This window comes from Streptomyces sp. NPDC044106 (assembly GCF_056433985.1).
Window position 1 is genome coordinate 357,406 of the sequence record NZ_JBWKFZ010000001.1, and the last position, 18,230, is coordinate 375,635.

General features: G+C 71.1%; 16 protein-coding genes. 7 read left to right on the forward strand and 9 right to left on the reverse strand.

Annotation, left to right across the window (positions count from 1 at the left end; all coding sequences use genetic code 11):
• The first annotated feature begins 46 nt into the window (after window positions 1-46).
• From AC07DI_RS01635 to AC07DI_RS01655, 5 genes are all read left to right on the forward strand, one after another.
• Window positions 47-883: a hypothetical protein gene (locus AC07DI_RS01635; RefSeq protein ID WP_478901465.1), complete on the forward strand. Its 837-nt coding sequence runs from the start codon at window positions 47-49 to the stop codon at window positions 881-883.
• 63 nt (window positions 884-946) lie between these two features.
• Window positions 947-2,896, forward strand: a complete 1,950-nt coding sequence (locus AC07DI_RS01640; protein ID WP_478901466.1) for a fumarate reductase/succinate dehydrogenase flavoprotein subunit — start codon at window positions 947-949, stop codon at window positions 2,894-2,896.
• Entirely contained in the window at window positions 2,893-3,663 is a 771-nt protein-coding gene (locus AC07DI_RS01645; protein WP_478901468.1) for a succinate dehydrogenase/fumarate reductase iron-sulfur subunit, read from the forward strand. Before AC07DI_RS01640 ends, AC07DI_RS01645 begins: the two co-directional genes overlap by 4 nt.
• A 141-nt stretch (window positions 3,664-3,804) precedes the next feature.
• The gene (locus AC07DI_RS01650; protein ID WP_478901469.1) at window positions 3,805-5,100 is read left to right on the forward strand and encodes an alpha/beta hydrolase; all 1,296 of its coding nucleotides are present in this window, start codon (window positions 3,805-3,807) and stop codon (window positions 5,098-5,100) included.
• 222 nt (window positions 5,101-5,322) lie between these two features.
• Window positions 5,323-6,351, forward strand: coding sequence for a hypothetical protein (locus AC07DI_RS01655; RefSeq protein ID WP_478901471.1), 1,029 nt, complete (start codon window positions 5,323-5,325; stop codon window positions 6,349-6,351).
• 137 nt (window positions 6,352-6,488) lie between these two features.
• On the opposite strand, the gene AC07DI_RS01660 is transcribed toward AC07DI_RS01655, so the two are convergent.
• The 6 genes from AC07DI_RS01660 to AC07DI_RS01685 all read right to left on the reverse strand — a co-directional run bounded on the left by AC07DI_RS01660 (window position 6,489) and on the right by AC07DI_RS01685 (window position 12,521).
• The gene (locus AC07DI_RS01660) at window positions 6,489-9,266 is read right to left on the reverse strand and encodes a SpoIIE family protein phosphatase (protein WP_478901472.1); all 2,778 of its coding nucleotides are present in this window, start codon (window positions 9,264-9,266) and stop codon (window positions 6,489-6,491) included.
• Between the two features lie 173 nt (window positions 9,267-9,439).
• On the reverse strand, window positions 9,440-9,856 hold the full coding sequence (locus tag AC07DI_RS01665) for an ATP-binding protein (protein ID WP_384262259.1): 417 nt from the start codon (window positions 9,854-9,856) through the stop codon (window positions 9,440-9,442).
• Window positions 9,857-9,972: 116 nt separating this feature from the next.
• Complete coding sequence (locus AC07DI_RS01670; RefSeq protein ID WP_478901474.1) at window positions 9,973-10,425, reverse strand: (deoxy)nucleoside triphosphate pyrophosphohydrolase; 453 nt, start codon at window positions 10,423-10,425, stop codon at window positions 9,973-9,975.
• 54 nt (window positions 10,426-10,479) lie between these two features.
• Window positions 10,480-10,665, reverse strand: a complete 186-nt coding sequence (locus tag AC07DI_RS01675) for an SPOR domain-containing protein (RefSeq protein ID WP_384262255.1) — start codon at window positions 10,663-10,665, stop codon at window positions 10,480-10,482.
• Between the two features lie 250 nt (window positions 10,666-10,915).
• Window positions 10,916-11,671, reverse strand: a complete 756-nt coding sequence (locus AC07DI_RS01680) for a GntR family transcriptional regulator (protein ID WP_384262253.1) — start codon at window positions 11,669-11,671, stop codon at window positions 10,916-10,918.
• A 175-nt stretch (window positions 11,672-11,846) separates the two neighbouring features.
• Window positions 11,847-12,521, reverse strand: a complete 675-nt coding sequence (locus AC07DI_RS01685; protein ID WP_478901477.1) for a DUF4190 domain-containing protein — start codon at window positions 12,519-12,521, stop codon at window positions 11,847-11,849.
• Between the two features lie 213 nt (window positions 12,522-12,734).
• Between AC07DI_RS01685 and AC07DI_RS01690 the strand changes: the two genes are divergently transcribed.
• Complete coding sequence (locus AC07DI_RS01690) at window positions 12,735-13,961, forward strand: serpin family protein (protein WP_478901478.1); 1,227 nt, start codon at window positions 12,735-12,737, stop codon at window positions 13,959-13,961.
• Window positions 13,962-13,971: 10 nt separating this feature from the next.
• Here AC07DI_RS01690 and AC07DI_RS01695 read toward each other — a convergent pair whose 3' ends face one another.
• Window positions 13,972-15,546: a S8 family peptidase gene (locus AC07DI_RS01695; protein WP_478901479.1), complete on the reverse strand. Its 1,575-nt coding sequence runs from the start codon at window positions 15,544-15,546 to the stop codon at window positions 13,972-13,974.
• A gap of 373 nt (window positions 15,547-15,919) precedes the next feature.
• Here AC07DI_RS01695 and AC07DI_RS01700 point away from each other — a divergent pair, with 373 nt between their 5' ends.
• Window positions 15,920-17,077 (forward strand): threonine synthase, encoded by a 1,158-nt coding sequence (locus AC07DI_RS01700; protein ID WP_478901480.1) that lies wholly within the window; start codon window positions 15,920-15,922, stop codon window positions 17,075-17,077.
• Between the two features lie 26 nt (window positions 17,078-17,103).
• On the opposite strand, the gene AC07DI_RS01705 is transcribed toward AC07DI_RS01700, so the two are convergent.
• Window positions 17,104-17,520: a PIN domain-containing protein gene (locus AC07DI_RS01705; protein ID WP_478901482.1), complete on the reverse strand. Its 417-nt coding sequence runs from the start codon at window positions 17,518-17,520 to the stop codon at window positions 17,104-17,106.
• Window positions 17,517-17,768, reverse strand: coding sequence for a type II toxin-antitoxin system VapB family antitoxin (locus AC07DI_RS01710; protein WP_093812987.1), 252 nt, complete (start codon window positions 17,766-17,768; stop codon window positions 17,517-17,519). The genes AC07DI_RS01705 and AC07DI_RS01710 overlap by 4 nt, the downstream gene beginning before the upstream one ends.
• Between the last annotated feature and the right edge of the window lie 462 nt (window positions 17,769-18,230).

An 18,230-nucleotide genomic window follows, 5' to 3' on the forward strand; every position in this document is an offset into this window, starting at 1 on the left:
CTCGCAGAGCCTCTCCCCGACCCGAGGACGAAGGAGTGGAGCCTCGTTGGCCACCGGCACGGAACCCCAACCGAAGAGCGGAACGGCCCCCGACGGCGGCGTGCGCGACGGCACGCGCGCCGCCATCGACGCTGCCCATCTGCGCACCGACCGCTGGTGGCTGGCGCCCGCGGCGACCGCCGCCGGACTGCTCGCCTTCGTCGTCTACTCGACCTGGCGGGCGTTCGCCAACGCCGACTACTACGCGGCGCCCTACGTCTCGCCGTTCTACTCGCCGTGCGTCGCCGAGAACTGCGAGCCCATGCGCTCCGGCCCCAACTGGGAGATCTTCGGCAGCTGGTGGGGCCTCTCCCCCTCGGTGCTCATCCTGATCTTCCCGCTCGGTTTCCGGCTGACCTGCTACTACTACCGCAAGGCCTACTACCGCGGCTTCTGGGCGTCACCGCCGGCCTGCGCGGTCGCCGAACCGCACAAGAAGTACACGGGCGAGACCCGCTTCCCGCTGATCCTGCAGAACATCCACCGGTACTTCTTCTACGCCGCCGTGCCGGTGGCGGGCATCCTCACGTACGACACCGTCCTGGGCTTCCGCGACGAGCACTACGAGTGGGGCCACATGGGCCTCGGCACGCTCGTCCTCCTCGTCAACGTCGTACTGATCTGGATCTACACGCTCTCCTGCCACTCCTGCCGCCATGTCATCGGCGGCAAGCTCAAGCACTTCTCCAAGCACCCGGTGCGATACCGCCTGTGGCAGTGGACGGGCAAGCTGACCAGCCGTCACATGCTGCTCGCCTGGACGTCGCTGGCGAGCGTGGCGCTCGCCGACCTCTACGTCTACCTGGTCGCGAGCGGCGCCTTCGACGATCCGCGCTTCTTCTAGACGATCCGCGCGACTTCTACGCACTACTTCTTCGCGCTATTTCTAACGGACAGGACCCTCGGAATGTCTCAAGTGGAGCGGCAGCAGTGGGACGTCGTCGTGGTGGGGGCCGGGGGCGCGGGTCTGCGGGCCGCCATCGAGGCGCGTGAGCAGGGCGCCCGTACGGCCGTGATCTGCAAGTCGCTGTTCGGCAAGGCCCACACGGTGATGGCCGAGGGCGGCATCGCCGCCTCCATGGGCAATGTGAACTCCGGCGACAACTGGCAGGTCCACTTCCGCGACACGCTGCGCGGCGGCAAGTTCCTCAACCAGTGGCGCATGGCCGAACTGCACGCCCGCGAGGCACCGGACCGCGTGTGGGAGCTGGAGACCTGGGGCGCCCTCTTCGACCGCACCCCGGACGGACGCATCTCGCAGCGCAACTTCGGCGGACACGAGTACCCGCGCCTCGCCCACGTCGGCGACCGCACCGGCCTGGAACTCATCCGCACGCTCCAGCAGAAGATCGTCTCGCTGCAACAGGAGGACCACAAGGAGTTCGGGGACTACGAGGCCCGCCTGAAGGTCTTCCAGGAGTGCACGGTCACCCGGGTCCTGAAGGAGGAGGACGGCGGCCTCGCCGAGGGCGGCCGGGTCTGCGGGACCTTCTGCTACGACCGCGAGTCCGGCCGCTTCTTCGTCCTCGAGGCACCTGCCGTGGTCCTGGCGACCGGCGGCATCGGCAAGTCCTTCAAGGTGACGTCGAACTCGTGGGAGTACACGGGCGACGGGCACGCGCTCGCGCTGCTCGCCGGTGCTCCGCTGCTCAACATGGAGTTCGTGCAGTTCCACCCGACGGGCATGGTCTGGCCGCCGTCGGTCAAGGGCATCCTCGTCACCGAGTCCGTGCGCGGCGACGGCGGGGTGCTCCGCAACTCCGAGGGCAAGCGGTTCATGTTCGACTACGTGCCCGACGTCTTCAAGGAGAAGTACGCGCAGTCGGAGGACGAGGGCGACCGGTGGTACGACGACCCGGACCACAACCGCCGTCCTCCCGAACTCCTCCCCCGTGACGAGGTCGCGCGGGCCATCAACTCCGAGGTCAAGGCGGGCCGAGGATCCCCGCACGGCGGAGTGTTCCTCGACGTCTCCACGCGCATGCCGGCCGAGGTCATCAAGCGCCGGCTGCCTTCCATGTACCACCAGTTCAAGGAACTTGCGGACGTCGACATCACCGCCGAGGCGATGGAGGTCGGCCCGACCTGTCACTACGTGATGGGCGGCATCGCGGTCGACTCCGACACCGCCGCCGCGCGCCGCGTCGCCGGGCTCTACGCCGCGGGCGAGGTCGCGGGCGGCATGCACGGCTCCAACCGGCTGGGCGGCAACTCCCTCTCGGACCTGCTGGTCTTCGGGCGGCGCGCGGGCCTGCACGCGGCCCGGTACGCCGCGGGACTCGCCGCCCGGCCGCCCGTGGACGAGGTGCAGGTCGACACGGCGGCCGCCGAGGCGCTGCGGCCGTTCAGCGCGGAGGGCCCGCAGGACGGGGCGACGCCGGAGAATCCGTACGCCCTCCACCAGGAACTGCAGCAGACGATGAACGACCTGGTCGGCATCATCCGCCGCGAGGCCGAGATGGCACAGGCCCTGGAGAAGCTGGCGGAGCTGCGGGTCCGGGCGCGGCGGGCCGGTGTCGAGGGCCACCGCCAGTTCAACCCCGGCTGGCACCTCGCCCTCGACCTGCGCAACATGCTCCTGGTCAGCGAGTGCGTCGCGCGGGCCGCCCTGGAGCGCACCGAGAGCCGCGGCGGCCACACCCGCGAGGACCACCCGGCGATGAGCCGCGAGTGGCGCCGCGTCAACCTGCTCTGCCAACTCGCCGACCCCACCGAGGGGTTGGCCGCCACCGATTCCGTACGCGGCCAGATCGACCTGGTCCGCACGGAGACCGAGCCCATCCGCCCCGACCTGCTCGCCCTCTTCGAGAAGGAGGAGCTGGTCAAGTACCTGGCTGAAGAGGAGCTGTACGAATGAGTTCGTACGACGCGCGGTTCAAGGTCTGGCGCGGGGATCTCGGCGGCGGCGACCTGGAGGACTTCAAGGTCGAGGTCAACGAGGGCGAAGTGGTGCTCGACATCATCCACCGGCTCCAGGCCACCCAGGCGCCCGATCTGGCCGTGCGCTGGAACTGCAAGGCGGGCAAGTGCGGTTCGTGCTCGGCGGAGATCAACGGCCGGCCGCGGCTGATGTGCATGACGCGGATGTCGGTCTTCGACCCCGACGAGGTGATCACGGTGACGCCGCTGCGGGCGTTCCCCGTGGTGCGGGACCTGGTCACGGACGTCGGCTTCAACTACACGAAGGCGCGCGAGGTCCCGGCGTTCGTGCCGCCCGCGGACCTCGGTCCCGGCGAGTACCGCATGCAACAGGAGGACGTGGACCGCCCGCAGGAGTTCCGCAAGTGCATCGAGTGCTTCCTGTGCCAGGACACGTGCCACGTGGTGCGCGACCACGAGGAGAACAAGACGGCCTTCGCCGGGCCGCGCTTCCTGATGCGCGTCGCCGAGCTGGACATGCACCCACTGGACGCGGCGGCGGAGTCCGGCCTCGACCGCAAGCGGACGGCACAGGACGAGCACGGGCTCGGCTACTGCAACATCACCAAGTGCTGCACGGAGGTGTGCCCCGAGGGCATCAAGATCACGGACAATGCGCTGATTCCCCTGAAGGAACGGGCGGTTGACCGCAAGTACGATCCGCTGGTGTGGCTGGGGAACAAGATTCGGCGGCGGGCGGAGTAGCGGGGTAGCTGCGCGTAACGGGGAGGGCGGATCGGGGCGGGGCCGGGGCCGGGGCCGGGGCCTCTGGGGGTAATCCCCCAGGTGGGATTTCCATGATTTCCCCCATGGTCGCGGGGGGTCGGTGACGATCAGCATGGAGGCATGACTTCTCGTGTTTCCGTGGCTCGCCGTTCACTGACCCGCCGTTCACTGACCCGCCGTTCGCTGGTCGGGCTCGCGGTCGCGGGGCTCGCGACGACCGCGGGGGCTCTCCCCGCGTCCGCGTCCACCTCCGCGTCCATCTCCGCGCCCAGCGCGTCCGCCACCGCCCCCGCCACCGCGGTCCACCTGCCCGCGCCCACCGGGCCGCACGACATCGGCACCGTCTCGGCCCGGCTCGTCGACCGTTCCCGGCACGACCCATGGGTGCGCTCGCAGCCGTACAGAGAGCTGATGATCAGCGTCTGGTACCCGGCGGCGCCGGACCACGCGGGCTCCGGGCACCGCCGCGCCCGCTACATGGAGCCGGGCGCCGCAGCCCGCTGGGACGCCACCGCACCGCACGGAATCCCCCGGGGCGCGATCGACTTCGCCGCCCTGCGCGCCCACGCCCGGCAGGGAGCGCCCGCGGACACCGGCGACGGACGGCGCCCCGTCCTGGTGTACGCGGCGGGCGCGGGCGACCCGCGCACCTGGGGCACCGCCCTGGTCGAGGAGATGGCGAGCCGCGGCTATGTCGTGGTGACCGTCGACCACACCTATGAGAACCCCGGGGTGCAGTTCCCCGACGGCTCGGTCAAGGACGACGGACCGCTCCGCAAGGCGCTGGCGGAGGCGCAGAAGAACAACACCCTTCCAAAGCTCCTGAAACGGACCCTCGACACCCGGGTCGCCGACTCCCGGTTCGTCCTCGACCGCCTCGGCTCGCTGCCACACGGCCTCTCCCGGATCGTCGACCGCCATCGCGTGGGCATGTTCGGCCAGTCGGCGGGCGGGATCGCCGCGGCCGAGACGATGTACGAGGACCGGCGGGTCACGGCCGGAATCGACCTGGACGGCACGCTGGAGTACAACTCCGAACCCCACGGCACGAATCTGATGCCGGTCGCGCGGCACGGCCTGGACCGGCCGTTCCTGCTCATGGGCCGGGCGGGCAACGACCGCAGGACCGAGCCGTCGTGGCGCTCGTTCTGGTCCCACAGCACCGGCTGGAAGCGGAACCTGACGCTGCGCGGCTCGCTGCACCAGACGTACACCGACCTGTCCGCGCTGCTGCCGCAGGCCGGCGTGCCCGGAAAGGTCCTGGAGCAGAACATAGGCACGGTCGACCCGGCACGGGCGGTGGCGGCGCAACGGGCGTATGTGGCGGCGTTCTTCGACAGATGGCTGCGGGGAACGGACGACGGCCTTCTCGACGGGCCGTCGGGGCGGTATCCGGAGGTGGAGTTCGCGGGGTGATTCGTGAGGCGAGATCGGCCGCGCTGGGGCGTTGCCTGCGGCTGCTGAGGGGGGCTTGGGCTTTCGGCAGCCGCCCCCGGCACCCGACAGCCAGCCCCGGCCCCGGCCTCGCACTCACCACTCGCCTCCCGCCACTCACTACCCGCCACCCGGCGCTCACCGTCCCTGCGGACCCCGCCTCCCAGGTCGCGGGAACGGGAGGTCCGCCCTACGCTCCGGAATGTGACGCCGCCCCCGCGCACGGTCGCCGCGAGGGCAGCAGGGGCCGTGGTGGCCGTGCTGCTCGGGGGGTTCGCGGTGCTGTATCCCTCGGGCGCGGTCGCGGACGAGCCGGTCACGCTCTCACGTACCGGGCAGGTCACCGACCGGACGGACCCGCTCGGCGACCACGAGGGCGCCGTCGAGCGGGCGCTCGACCGGCTCCACGACGACCGCGGTGCGCAGCTCTTCGTGGTCTGCGCGCACGACTTCACCGGCCGCTCCGCGCAGCGTTGGGCGGGCGCCACCGCCATGGGCGACGATGCGCGGCTCAGCGCCGCGCACCTCAGCGACGCGCAGCTCCGGGACGTGGTCACCCGCTATCGCTCGGTGCTCGCCGACGCCCCGGTTCCCAGCCCATCGATCACCCCCGGTTCGGCCGACCCGGGTGGCATGAGCGACAAGGGTGGTAGGAACGGCTCGGGCGGTTCCATGAACGGCGACCTCGTGCTCCCCGTGGCGGTGGCGTGCGCGGCCGGGATCGCCGCGGCGATCACCTGCAAGCGGCGCAGGAAGCGCGTCGCCACCCGTACGACGCCCGGCGGCGGCCGGGGCCAGCGGGCGGGCGGCGATACCGGCGGCCCCGGCCCCGGCCTCGTCCCGCTCCCCGAGCTCGACGAGGAGGCCCGCCTGCTTCTCGTGGAGACCGAGGCCGCGGTCCGCACCGGCGCCGAGGATCTAGGTTCCGCTGTCGCCGGGTTCGGCGAGGAGGCGGTCAGACCCTTCGGTGAGGCCCTCGCGTACGCGCAGGCCGAGCTGGCGGCGGCGTTCCGGCTGCGGCAAAAGCTCGACGACGCGTTCCCTGAGGACGATCCGACCAGGCGCCGCATGCTGGGCGAAATTGCCGCCCGGTGCACGGACGCGGGCCACCGCCTGGGCGCCGCGAGCGCGGGCCTCGAGCGGCTGCGCGCCCTGGAGAAGAACGCGCCGCAGACCGAAGGGGCGACCCGTCGGTGGCGCGGGCGAAGGCCGCCGGGGAGCAGAACCGGATGACGGACGCGGCCCGGCACACCGACGTCCGGGAGACGCGGTCCGAGGAGAGGCACCCGCGTCTGCCGTCAGCCCTCAGGCGACCCCAGACCACAGGCATCACACCTCACACCCCCACCTCACCCCTCCCTCCTCATCCCTCAGAACAGGCTGAGCAGCGCCTCCGCCGCGTCCATCGGCTCCGACTCCCCCGGCAGCGCGAGTTCGAACCACACGGTTTTGCCGTGCGGTGTCCTGCGCGAACCCCACGCCGCGCTGAGCAGTCCGACCAGTTGGAGTCCGCGCCCGCCCTCGTCGGTGTCCCTGGCCCGGCGGCGGCGTGGCTGGACGAAGCCGCCGTCCCACACCTCGCACACCAGCGTGCGGTCGAGCAGCAGGCGTAGCCGGATGTCGCCCTCGCCGTACCGCAGGGCGTTGGTGACGAGTTCGCTGACCAGCAGCTCCGCCGTGTCGCAGAGCCGGTCGAGATCCCAGGAGCGCAGCTGGTCGCAGGCCAGTTCGCGGGCGCGGCCGACCGACTGCGGCTCACGCGGCAGCGTCCAGTCGCCCACGTGCTCGGCGGGCAGGCCCTGGACGCGTGCCATGAGGAGGGCGATGTCGTCCTCCCCGTGGTGGGTGTCCAGCGTGTTCAGGACGTGGTCGCAGACGTCCTCCAGGACGGGCGGCGCGTCGTTGAGCGAGCTGACCAACGCGTTGAGGCCCTCGTCGAGCGGGTGGTGGCGGGATTCCACGAGGCCGTCGGTGTAGAGCGCGAGGAGGGCGCCCTCGGGGAGTTCGACCTGGACGTCCTCGAAGGGCTCGCCGCCGACGCCGAGCGGCATGCCCGGCGGCACGTCGAGCATGAGCGCGCTCTCGCCGGGCTCCACGAGGACGGGCGGCAGATGGCCGGCGTTGGCGAAGGTGCAGCGGCGGGTGACGGCATCGTAGACCGCGTACACACAGGTGGCGAGGTAGACCTCGCCGAGGTCCGCGTCCGCCGCCTTGCGCGCCGCGCGGGAGGCCTGCTGGGGCCCTGCCGGGTTGCCGAGGCCGCTGGCGATCTCGTCCAGGGCGGAGAGCACCTCGGCGGGCTCCAGGTCGAGGAGTGCCAGGGTGCGCACGGCGGTGCGCAGCTCCCCCATGGCGACGGCGGCGCGCAGGCCGCGGCCCATGACGTCGCCGACCACCAGGGCCGTGCGGTGGCCCGGCAGCTCGATGACGTCGAACCAGTCGCCGCCGACCTCCGTCGCGGCGTTGCCCGGCAGGTAGCGGCAGGCGATGTCGAGGCCGGACGCCTCGGGGTCGCCGGGCGGCAGCAGGGACCGTTGCAGTATCAGCGCGCGTTCGTGCTCGCGGCGGTACAGGCGGGCGTTGTCGATGCAGACGGCGGCGCGCGCGGCCAGTTCGACGGCGAGCGTCCGGTCGCGTTCGCCGAAGGGCTCGCTGCCCTTCGTACGGGAGAACTGGGCGAGGCCGACCACCGTGTCGTGGGCGACCATCGGCACGGCGAGCGTCGACTGGACGAGGCCGCCGGTGCGCCGGCTCGCCGAATCGTCGTCGTCCGCGGTGATCAGCCGGGGGCGGGCGCCGCGCAGGGCGTCGGCGCAGGGCGAGGTGAAGGCGAAGCGGTGCACGGCACCGACGTCGACGGGCCCGGTGCCCGCGGGGAACGGGGCGTCGGCGACGGCGCTCGCGAAGGCCACCCGACGCAGGTCCGCGCTGCCGTCGGCGAGCCCCGGCGGCGTCTCGTCACCGTCGAGGAGGCCTTGGTAGAGGTCGACGGACGCGAGGTCGCAGAAGCCGGGGACGGCGACGTCGAGCAGTTCCCTGGCGGTGGTCTCCAGGTCGAGGGAGTTGCCGATGCGGGCGCCCGCCTCGTTCAGAAGGGCCAGATTGCGCCGCGCGTGGGCGGCCTCGCGGGCGGCGGCGTGCCGGCGGGTGACGTCGGTGCCGAGGCCCGCGACGCCGATGGGGCGGCCCGAACCGCTGTGCACGCGGTAGAGGTTGATCGACCAGTGCCTGCGCTCGGTGCCGCCTGGCACGGGGCCCACTATCTGCATGTCCGTCACGGAATCGCCGGTCTCAAGGACTCGTTTCATGGCGGCGGCCATGCGGTCGGCCTCGTGGCGCGGCAGATAGTCGTGGACGGTGCGGCCGCGCTGGTCCTCGATGCCGCCGCCGAACACGTCGGCGAACCGGCGGTTGGCTCGCTGCACCTTCAGGTCGGTGCCGAACAGCAGGAAACCGAAGGGTGATTGGCCGAAAATGGCCTGTGAGGCCGCGAGGTCCGTCTCGATCTGCCGGAGCGCGCGGACGTCGACGACGATGCAGACCGCGGCCCGCTCGCCGTCCTCCGTCTCGGTCGGCATGACATAGACCTCGGCGACGCCCTCGAGGCCGCCGGAACCGCCGCCGGAACCGCCGCCGGAACCGCTGCCGGACGGCGCGCCGCCGGGTGCGGGAAAGTCCTCGGAGCCCTCCGGCACGCGGAAGGGGACGACACCCGTCCACTCCCGTCCGTCGAGGATCTCGGCCATCTTGCGGTGTCCCCCGGCGCGCAGCTCCGGCGGTACGAAGGCCTCGATGGGGTCCTTGCCCACGGCGTCCCGCGCGGCCACGCCGAACAGCCGCTCGGCGCGCACGCTCCACTGGTCGACCAGTCCGTCGGGGCCGATCGAGAACGAGGCGACCTTGATGTAGTCGTAGATCGAACCGGGTGGGTTGCTCTGCCATGTCTCGTCCATCGGCACATCGCCGCCGCCGTCGCCGTCGCCGTACGAACCGCCGACGTACGAACCGCTGCCGACCGGACCGTCGCCCGTCGCGTCATCCGCGGCCCCATAGGCATCCGCGGCCCCACGGGCATCCGTGCCCCCATGGTTTCTCGCGTCGCCCGACGGCCCGTCGCGCTCCGTCGCCTTCGCTGGTATCTCGCTCACGCGAACCGTCCCCTCCAGCTCACCGCGCCCGGCACCGGTCACCGCATACGGCTGACCGCAGTATCCAGCACTACGGTGCCGCGCCACACGGCGTTCACGATCACAGCACGGACTCGACGCTTTTTGGCCCGTGCCGCCCTTGTGCCGGACGGCTGTCGCACACTGCCAGTCTTCTAACCCGGCAGGGCCAGCTCGAACCACACCGTCTTCCCCGTCCTGCCCGTTCGACCGGACCGTGTCCCCCAGCGCCGCGACGAGCGGGAGACCAGCTGAAGGCCGCGTCCCCCCTCGTCGTCGGGTGCGGCCATCCGTTCGAGGGGTGGGTCGGGGAGGGGGTCGGACACCTCCACGAGGAGCGTTCCGGTGGGGTTCGGGGGACGTACGAGACGTACGCCGATGGGCCCGGAGGCATGGCGCAGCGCATTGGTCACCAGCTCGCTGACGAGCAGCACGGTGACGTCGCCGAGGGGCGCGAGGCCCCAGTCGGCGAGCTGTTTGCGGACGACGGCTCGTGCGGTGCGGACCGCGCCGGGGTCCGCGGGAAAGGCCCACTCGGCGCAGTCGCCTTCGGTGTCGATCACGCCGATCACTTCCAGACCAGTAGCTGAACCTGTCCGGTTTCATGGGGTTAATGGGCACATACCCGGTATCCAGGTCGGCTTACCGCGTACTCCGACGCACTGTGGCACGAACGGCGTAGGCGGGGTCAGTGCGCGGCGTGCGGCAGAGCGAGCGCCGCCGTGACGGCGGGTACGTCCGCGGTCAGCCAGTCGACCGACCAGACGGCGTCAGGAGCGAGCCAGCGCAGCTCGTCGTGGTCCTGCAGGGGCCGCGGTTCGCCCGAGACGAGCCGGGCCGTCCATACCCGAAGGACGTACCCCTTGGAGAGGGGCCACTGGCCGGGCACGCGGCCGGTCAGTTCGGTCTCGACACCCAGTTCCTCGCGGAGCTCGCGCACCAGCGCGTCCTCGCACCGCTCGCCGGGCTCGACCTTGCCGCCGGGCAGCTCCCAGCCGCCCGCGAGTTCGGGCGGCGCGCTGCGCCGTGCGGCGAGCAGGCGCCCATCGTCATACAGGGCGGCACCCACCACGACGCGTTCATCCGCCGTGCCGCGCTCGTCCGGCACCTCGCGTCCGACCGGCACATCGCATTCGTTCATGTGCCGGAGCCTAGGCCGTACCCCCAGCGGACGCGGCGGCGGCAGGCGTCCGGCTCAGCGGCCGCTGCCGTTCTGGCTCATCCGCTCGATGGAGTAGAGCTGTCGGTGACCGCGGTCGTCGAGGCTGTCCGCGATCCGCTGGGCCTCGGCCTTCGTCGCGTACCTGCCCACGCGATAGCGGTTGCCGTCGCCGTCCTGCCGTATCACGAACCAGGGCAGCAGGCCCGTCCCGTCATTCATCGCGCCCCTCCGCTCGCCACCCCCGGCGCGCCCCACGCCTCGATCAGTAAGGAAACCGCAATACGCATATGCCCGAGCCTACGCCCGACCTTTACTCAGCGGATACGGCTTTGCACAAAGAGGTACGCGTGGGGTCCGCTATCGGCCAGGACCCGGTCATCGCGCGGGGGCGCACTCTGTGAGTGCGCCCCCGTCGACCGCACGCCCACGCGACGGGCGGCTCACCTCACCGGCAAGCAGGCGGGCTCGGTCACTTCACCGGCAGGTGGTACGCGATCCGATAGCGGTCGGCGGGCACCACGACGTCGGCCGTCTCGACCGGGCGGCCCGACGCGTAGTACGTCCGGTGGACGACGATGACCACATGGCCGGGGACGCCACCGAGCGCGTTGAGCTCCTCCGCCAGGCCGGGGCGGGCGCCGACCTCCTCCGCGACGTTGTCCACGATCACGTCGATGGCCGCCATCCGCTCCACCACTCCACAGCCGCCGAGCGGGCCCTCCTCGGGGAGCATCACGGGGGTGCGGCCGGTGACGGCGAGGGGCTCCCAGGAGGTGGAGAGCATCATGGCCTCGCCCGCGTCCCGGAACACGTACTTCGTACACATCACGCGGTCGCCCGGCCGGACGGCGAGCCGCTCGGCGACCGCGGCGCTCGCCTCGATCTGCTCACTGCGGGACTCCCAGGTGCCGCGCGCGCTGTCGGCGGCCTGCTCCTGACGGAAGGGGGTCGAACCGCCGTTCACCGCGCGATATCCGGTGCGGGCGATGCGGCGCGGGACCGGGCGCTCCCGTACGTACGTGCCGGACCCGGAGCGGCCCTCGACGAGCCCCTCGGCCATCAGGACCTTGCGCGCCTCCAGGGCGACCGTGTCGGAGACCCCGTACTCCTCGCGGATCCTGGCCTGCGAGGGGAGTCGGGTGTGCGGCGGCAGCGAACCGTCGACGATCTTCTTGCGGAGATCACCCGCGACGCGCAGATACGCCGGCTGCTCACCGAAAGTCACTAGCCACTCCCATCAGGTTGACAGACAGCAACAGCGTGGCAACCGTGGGTTGTTGGATGCAACCCAAGGCCAAGGAATCACCCGAAGTGATGAAGTCTGCCCCCGCAGGTCTTTACGCAGGGCCTTTCCGCGGATATGGCGAGCAGTCAAGGGTATTGAGGAAGCGTCTCAGGTCCTACACACGCTCTTCGGAGCCGCCGTCCGACGCCGACGCGCCCCGACGCAAGGAACCGGTGAGCGGATGCTCCGGATCCACGGCGCCGAAGATGCACGTCACGTGGCGGTCGCCCTGGCGCCAGGTGGTCCGGTCGGGCATGAAGTAGTAGATCTCGGCGACGCCTGCACCGAGCCCGTCACCGTTGCCGCCGCCGTTGCCGCCGGTGTAGCCGTACTGGAGGTCGGTGCACCTGCTCCGGGCGAGCTCGGCGACCGCGTCCTGCCCCGGATAGCGCGCGTCGTTCAGGCGGAACGACCCGAAGACCTCACCGTCGTGGCGCCCCGCGCACGGGACCTCCTCGACCTGGAACGCGTACTTCATGGAGTCGATGCTTCCGTCGGGGGCGTCGAAGCAGCCGCCCTTGTCGACCGGGAAGCCGCCGGCGCCCTGCCGGGACTCGCGCGCCGCGTCACGGAAACCCTCCACGAAATCGCGCGCGCCGCCCGTGGCGACGGTGAGGACGAGCAGCAGCAGACCGACCACCGAGACGATGCTGCCCGCGACCGCCAGCCCCTTGCCGCGCTCACCCTTCTTCTTGATCTGTGCGAGCGCGACCAGGCCGAGCACCAGGCCGACGCCGGGCAGGAAGCAGAGGATGCCGAGGACCAGGGAGGCGATGGCGAAGCCGTTCACCGGCGGTCGGGAGTACGGGGAGTACGGGCCGGGCCACGGCTGGTACGGAACCTGCCCGGGCGGCGGCCCGACCTGACCCCAAACCCCCTCCTGCCCGGGAGGAGGCGCGTACGGGCCGGGCGGCGGCGGTATGTCCACGGGTAGCGTGCTCCTGGATTCTGGGCGGGCGATGCGGAGGGCTTCACGCATCGTAATCGGGGTGGGAGCGGAGCATTGACCCGGCGGCAAACCTCTACAACTCGGACAGTCGTCCAGGCCGTCAACGGTCTGACCTCCCGGTGGGCCGCGACGGCCGCCGCCGGGACCGGCACCGTCTTCTCGGCGCCCGGCGTCTGGCCCCTCCTCGCGCTCCTCGCAGACGGCGCGGACGGCACGGCCCGCGCCGAACTCGCGGACGCCGTGGGGCTGCCGGCGGACCAGGCGGCGGGCGCGGCACGGGAGCTGCTGGCCTCACTGGACGCCATGCGGGGCGTGGACGCGGCGGTGGGCCTGTGGACCAAGCGCACGCTGACGCTGCGGGACGCGTGGCGCAAGGGGGTGCCGGTGGCGGCGCTGGGGGTGCTGACCGGGGACCAGGACGCGGACGCGGCGGCCCTCGACGCGTGGGCGTCCCGGCGGACCGGCGGACAGATCGAACGGCTGCCGACCCGGCCGGACGACGAGACCGGGTTCGTCCTGGCGAGTGCGCCGGCGCTGCGGACGGACTGGTTCCAGCCCTTCGACGAGGGCGTGCTGTGGCCTGTGGCAGGGCCTTGGAAGGGCCGGGCGCTGACCTCCCTGTACCGCTCGACGTCGCTCCTCGACCGCGTCGGCGTCGCACAGAGCCCGTCCGGGGCCGTGACGCGGCTGGAAGTGCTCGGCGACACCGGGATCGACGTGCATCTGCTGCTGGGTGAGGGGCACATGGCGCCCGGCCGGGTGCTCGGCGCGGGCGTGGACGCGCTGGCCCGCGGGCTCCCGGTGCTCCCCGGGCCTCAACTGCCGTACGGCGACGTGGGTCCGGGACTGAGCGTGCGCAAGGTGCGCGCCGCGCGCCCCCGTCCGCCGACGCTGCACGTCGACACCGTGGCGTTCACCCTCACCGCGGAGCACGACCTGATGCGGCGGCACGAACTGTTCGGCCTGACGGCGGCGGGGGACGGGACGCACGGCCACTTCCCGGGGATCGCCGCCGAACCCCTGGCGCTCCAGCGGGGCGGGCAGGCGGCGACGGCGACGTTCGGGGCGCTCGGCTTCCGGGCCGCGGCCGCCACCGCGTTCGACGTGGCCGCCATGGGCGTACCCGAGGAGCGTTACGTCACCACCGAGGTGCACGCCACCTTCGACCGCCCCTTCGGCTTCCTCGCCGTCCACCGCACCTCGCGCCTCGCCCTCGCGGCAGGCTGGGTAACCGACCCGGAGCCGTACCGCGAGGACGCGGACAGGGACTTGCCCGCCTAGGCCATGCGCCCTAGAACTGCAGCCCCCAGGAGTCGATCTTCCCGGTGTCCTGTGCGGCGTTGTCGCTGACGCGCAGCTTCCACGTGCCGTTGGCCGTCTCCGAGGAGGCGTTCACGGTGTACGTGGTGTTGATGTTGTCCGAGCTGCCGCCGGTGCCGTACCCCTTGAGGGTGTACGCGGTGCCATCGGGGGCGATCAGCTGGACCTGGAGGTCGCCGATGTAGGTGTGCTGGATGGTGACCGGCACGGCGAGCGCGGCCGGTGCCGAGCCCTCGACGCCCGTGACGTTGATCGGCGACTCGGCCGTGGCGTTGTCGTTGATCGCGTAGTCGTCGGTGTTGCTGAACGACTTGCCCGGCGGGTTGGTGGTGCCTCCGGTGACGTTCAGGAGACGGTTGGGGGAGCCCGATCCGGGGCTGCCGACGACGCCGGTCGAGGCGGCACTGACCAGGGCGGCGGACACCTGCGCCGGGGTCGAATTGGGGTTCTGGCCCAGGTAGATCGCGGCTGCGCCCGCGACGTGCGGAGAGGCCATCGACGTGCCGGAGATGGTGTTGGTCGCGCTGTCGCTGGTGTTCCACGTCGAGGTGATCGAGGAGCCCGGGGCGAAGATGTCGAGGATGCTGCCGTAGTTGGAGTAGCTCGCCCGCGCGTCGGTGCTGGTCGTGGCGCCGACGGTGATGGCCTCGGCCACGCGTGCGGGGGACTTGGTCGACGCGTCGGTCGACTCGTTGCCCGCCGCCACGGCATACGTGACGCCGGACGCGATGGAGTTGCGTACCGCCGTGTCGAGCGCGCTGTCGGCGCCGCCGCCGAGCGACATGTTGGCGACGGCCGGCTTGACCGCGTTCTTGGTCACCCAGTCGATGCCCGCGACGACCTGCGCGGTGGTGCCCGAGCCCTGGTTGTTCAGGACACGGACGCCGACGATCTTGGCCTTCTTGGCGACGCCGTGCAGGGTCCCCGCGACGGTGCCGGAGACGTGCGTGCCGTGGCCGTGGCCGTCCTGCGCGGTGTTGTCGTTGTCGACGGCGTCGTAGCCGTAGGAGGCGCGCCCGCCTAAGTCGCTGTGGCTGATGCGGACACCGGTGTCGATGATGTACGCGGTGACGCCCTCGCCCGCGGAGTCCGGGTAGGTGTACTTCTGGTCGAGCGGCAGGTTCTTCTGGTCGATGCGGTCCAGGCCCCAGGACGGCGGGTTGTTCTGGGTCGCGGTGGCGGTGAACGTCCGGTTCTGCACGACCATGTCGACCGCGGGGTCGGCGGCGAACTTCTTCGCCGCGGCCTCGGAGAGCTCGACCGCGTAGCCGTTGAGGGCCTTGTCGTAGGTCCGCTCGATCTTGGCGCCGTACTCCTTGGCCAGGGCCTTGCCCTCGGCGGAGCGGGCCTTCGGCGCGTTCTTGTCGAGGCTCACGATGTAGCTGTTCTTGATCACTCCGGGGGCGCCGGCGTTCTCGATCGCACCTTCCGCCCGGTCCGGCCGGGCATCCGCCGGGAGGGCGGAGACGACGCCGAGGGCGAGGGCCGCGACCGCGGTCGTGCTGATCCCGGCCAGTCTTCGGCGGTTGTGACGCGTCACTGCCATCTGAGGGGTCCTCCTCAATAGGTGGTGCGCTGGTGGGGGATTGGTGCGGGGTGATGCGGGTCGGTGCGGAGTGGTGCCGTGATGCCGTGATGCCGTGATGCCGTGATGCCGTGATGCCGTGATGCCGTGATGCCGTGATGCCCACACCGACAGGGGAATACGACAGGGTCATGTCAAGTGGACTCACCCGCTCTTGCCTCTGTCAGAACGAAAGATTGGCGGGTCCATAGGAAACTCACAAGGGTCAGGACAGGACGTAACACGGCGTTCGCGCACCGTTATTTACGCCGCACCGGCCTGGCGCCGAACCCTGCGCGCCACACGGCCATCACCACCACCAACTGCCACCAACCGCCCCAACTAGCCTGCGCGCATGACCCCTGTGACGGAGCCCCACCTGCCCGCCCTCCCGGACTACGTCTGCCCGAACGACGGAACACGCGTCGCGTCGACCACGCTCGCCTGGTCGTGCCCCGCCTGTCGCGGCCCTCTCGACCTGGACTTCTCCCCCGTACCCGCACCGCTCGACAGCCTGTCCCGGCGGGTGAACTCCCTGTGGCGGTACGCGGAGACCCTGCCGCTGCCGACCCCGTCGATCTCTCTCGGCGAGGGCCGCACGCCCCTGGTCGAACTGGAGGGACGGGTTTCGGCCAAGCTGGACTTCCTGATGCCGACGCTCTCCTTCAAGGACCGCGGAGCGGTCGTCCTCGCCGCCCTCGCGCGGCGCCTTGGCCCGGACCGGGTGATCGCCGACAGCAGCGGCAACGCGGGCACGGCCGTCGCCGCGTACTGCGCGCGGGCCGGGCTCCCCTGCACGGTGTACGTCCCCGCCGGTACGTCACCGAAGAAGCTGGAGCAGATCGGCGCGCACGGGGCGCGGCTCGAAGTGGTCGAAGGCGACCGCGAGGCGGCGGCCCGCACGGCCCGCGCCGCCGCCGACACCACCGGCACGTTCTACGCCTCCCACGTCCACAACCCCTACTTCCTGCACGGCACGAAGACGTACGTCCACGAACTCTGGGAAGACCTCGGCGGCACGCTGCCCGACGCACTCGTCGTCCCCGTCGGCAACGGCACCCTGCTGCTCGGCGCGGCGCTCGCGGTGCGGGAGCTGTACGGGGCCGGACTCATCAAGAGCCGACCGGCGCTGTACGCCGTGCAGTCCGCGGCGGTCGCCCCGCTCGCCGAGGCGTGGCGGGCCGGTGCGGAAGACCTGGTCGGCGAGACCCCGATGGCGCCCACCTTCGCGGAGGGCATCGCGATCCCACGGCCACTCCGGGCACGACAGATCCTCCGGGCGGTACGTGACTCCGGGGGCGGCTTCCTCACGGTGACGGAGCAGCAGATCCGCACGGCCCAGACCGACTTGGCGTCGCGCGGCCTCTATGTCGAATCGACGGGGGTGGCGTGCTGGGCGGCGGTACGGGAGGGCGCGGCCGGGGCCGGCGTGTCCGGGGCCGGTGTGTTCGAGGACCGCTCGGTGGTGGTCCCGCTGTGCGGGGCGGGGGCGAAGACGGGGCTGGCGGGGTAAAAGGATTCGACACCGAAAACACCGGCTCAGTCGGCGGTGCCTGGCTCCACGACCCACTCGGCTTGCAGTCCGCTCAATGAAGCAATCATGTCGAAGTCGCCGTCATAGTGCAGGACCGTGGCTCGATGCCGCTCAGCGGTTGCCGCGATGAGGACGTCGGCCAGCGACAGCGCCCGGTGAAAGCCGGCGTTGAGGGCCAGAGCCTGGATCTCGAGCGCCCGCTCGAACTCCTCGTCATTGCAGGGCAGGTAGTCGAATCCACGGAGCAGGGTCCGCAACCGCAGCGCCTCGGGCTTCCCTCGTGCCGAGTACAGAACCTCGTACTCAGTCGGGGCGCACACAGCCAGGAGCCCATCGCGATCCAGCGCATCCAGCCGAGCCCGCACCGCTGGTTTGCCCCGGCGGGCCAGCGCCGACTTGTCGATGAGGTAGCGCCCGATCACGCCGCCGAGGCCCCGCCTTCACGCTTCAGAGAGCCATCCGGATTCCGCGGCCCCGTCTGCGAGCGGATCTCCGCAAACACGTCCTCGAACTCGCCCTCGTCCATGGCGTCGAACAACTCCCGGCGCAGTCGCAGCTTCACCCCCTCCTCCATAGCCGCCCGCACTGCGGCAGCCTTCGTCTTCGCCCCGTACACCCGCATCGCCTGCTCGACGATCTCGTCGTCCAGATCGATCACAGTCCTGGCCATCAGTTGTCCCTCCACAGCTCGACGCCCCAACAACGATATCAATTAGACCTAAGAAATGGCATCAAAATGCTGGAGCGGGTCGAGGGTGCTCGACCAGAGTCGGGAGCACGACCTGGACTGGTTGATCAGCTTCGGATCGGCGAGCAACCGCTGGACGAGACCCTGCACGAACTCTCTGATCTGGGACTCGGCGAACGAATCGGCGCGATGTTGCCGGAGCGGCCACTCCGCAAACCGGCAAGAACGAACCCGGGTGCGGCAGACTGCGCTCCCCCGACGATCGGCTCGTGGTCTAGGAGGACTCATTCAGAGTGGAACCTGACACCGGCGGCCCATCCACGTCCCAGCTCAATCCCAGCACGGTACGGATGACCAGGGATGACGACAGGTGACGAGGGGTCGGCTATCCCAGCACCAACCCAGCACGGGAAAATACAAAGGGCCCGACCCCGAAGAGTCGGA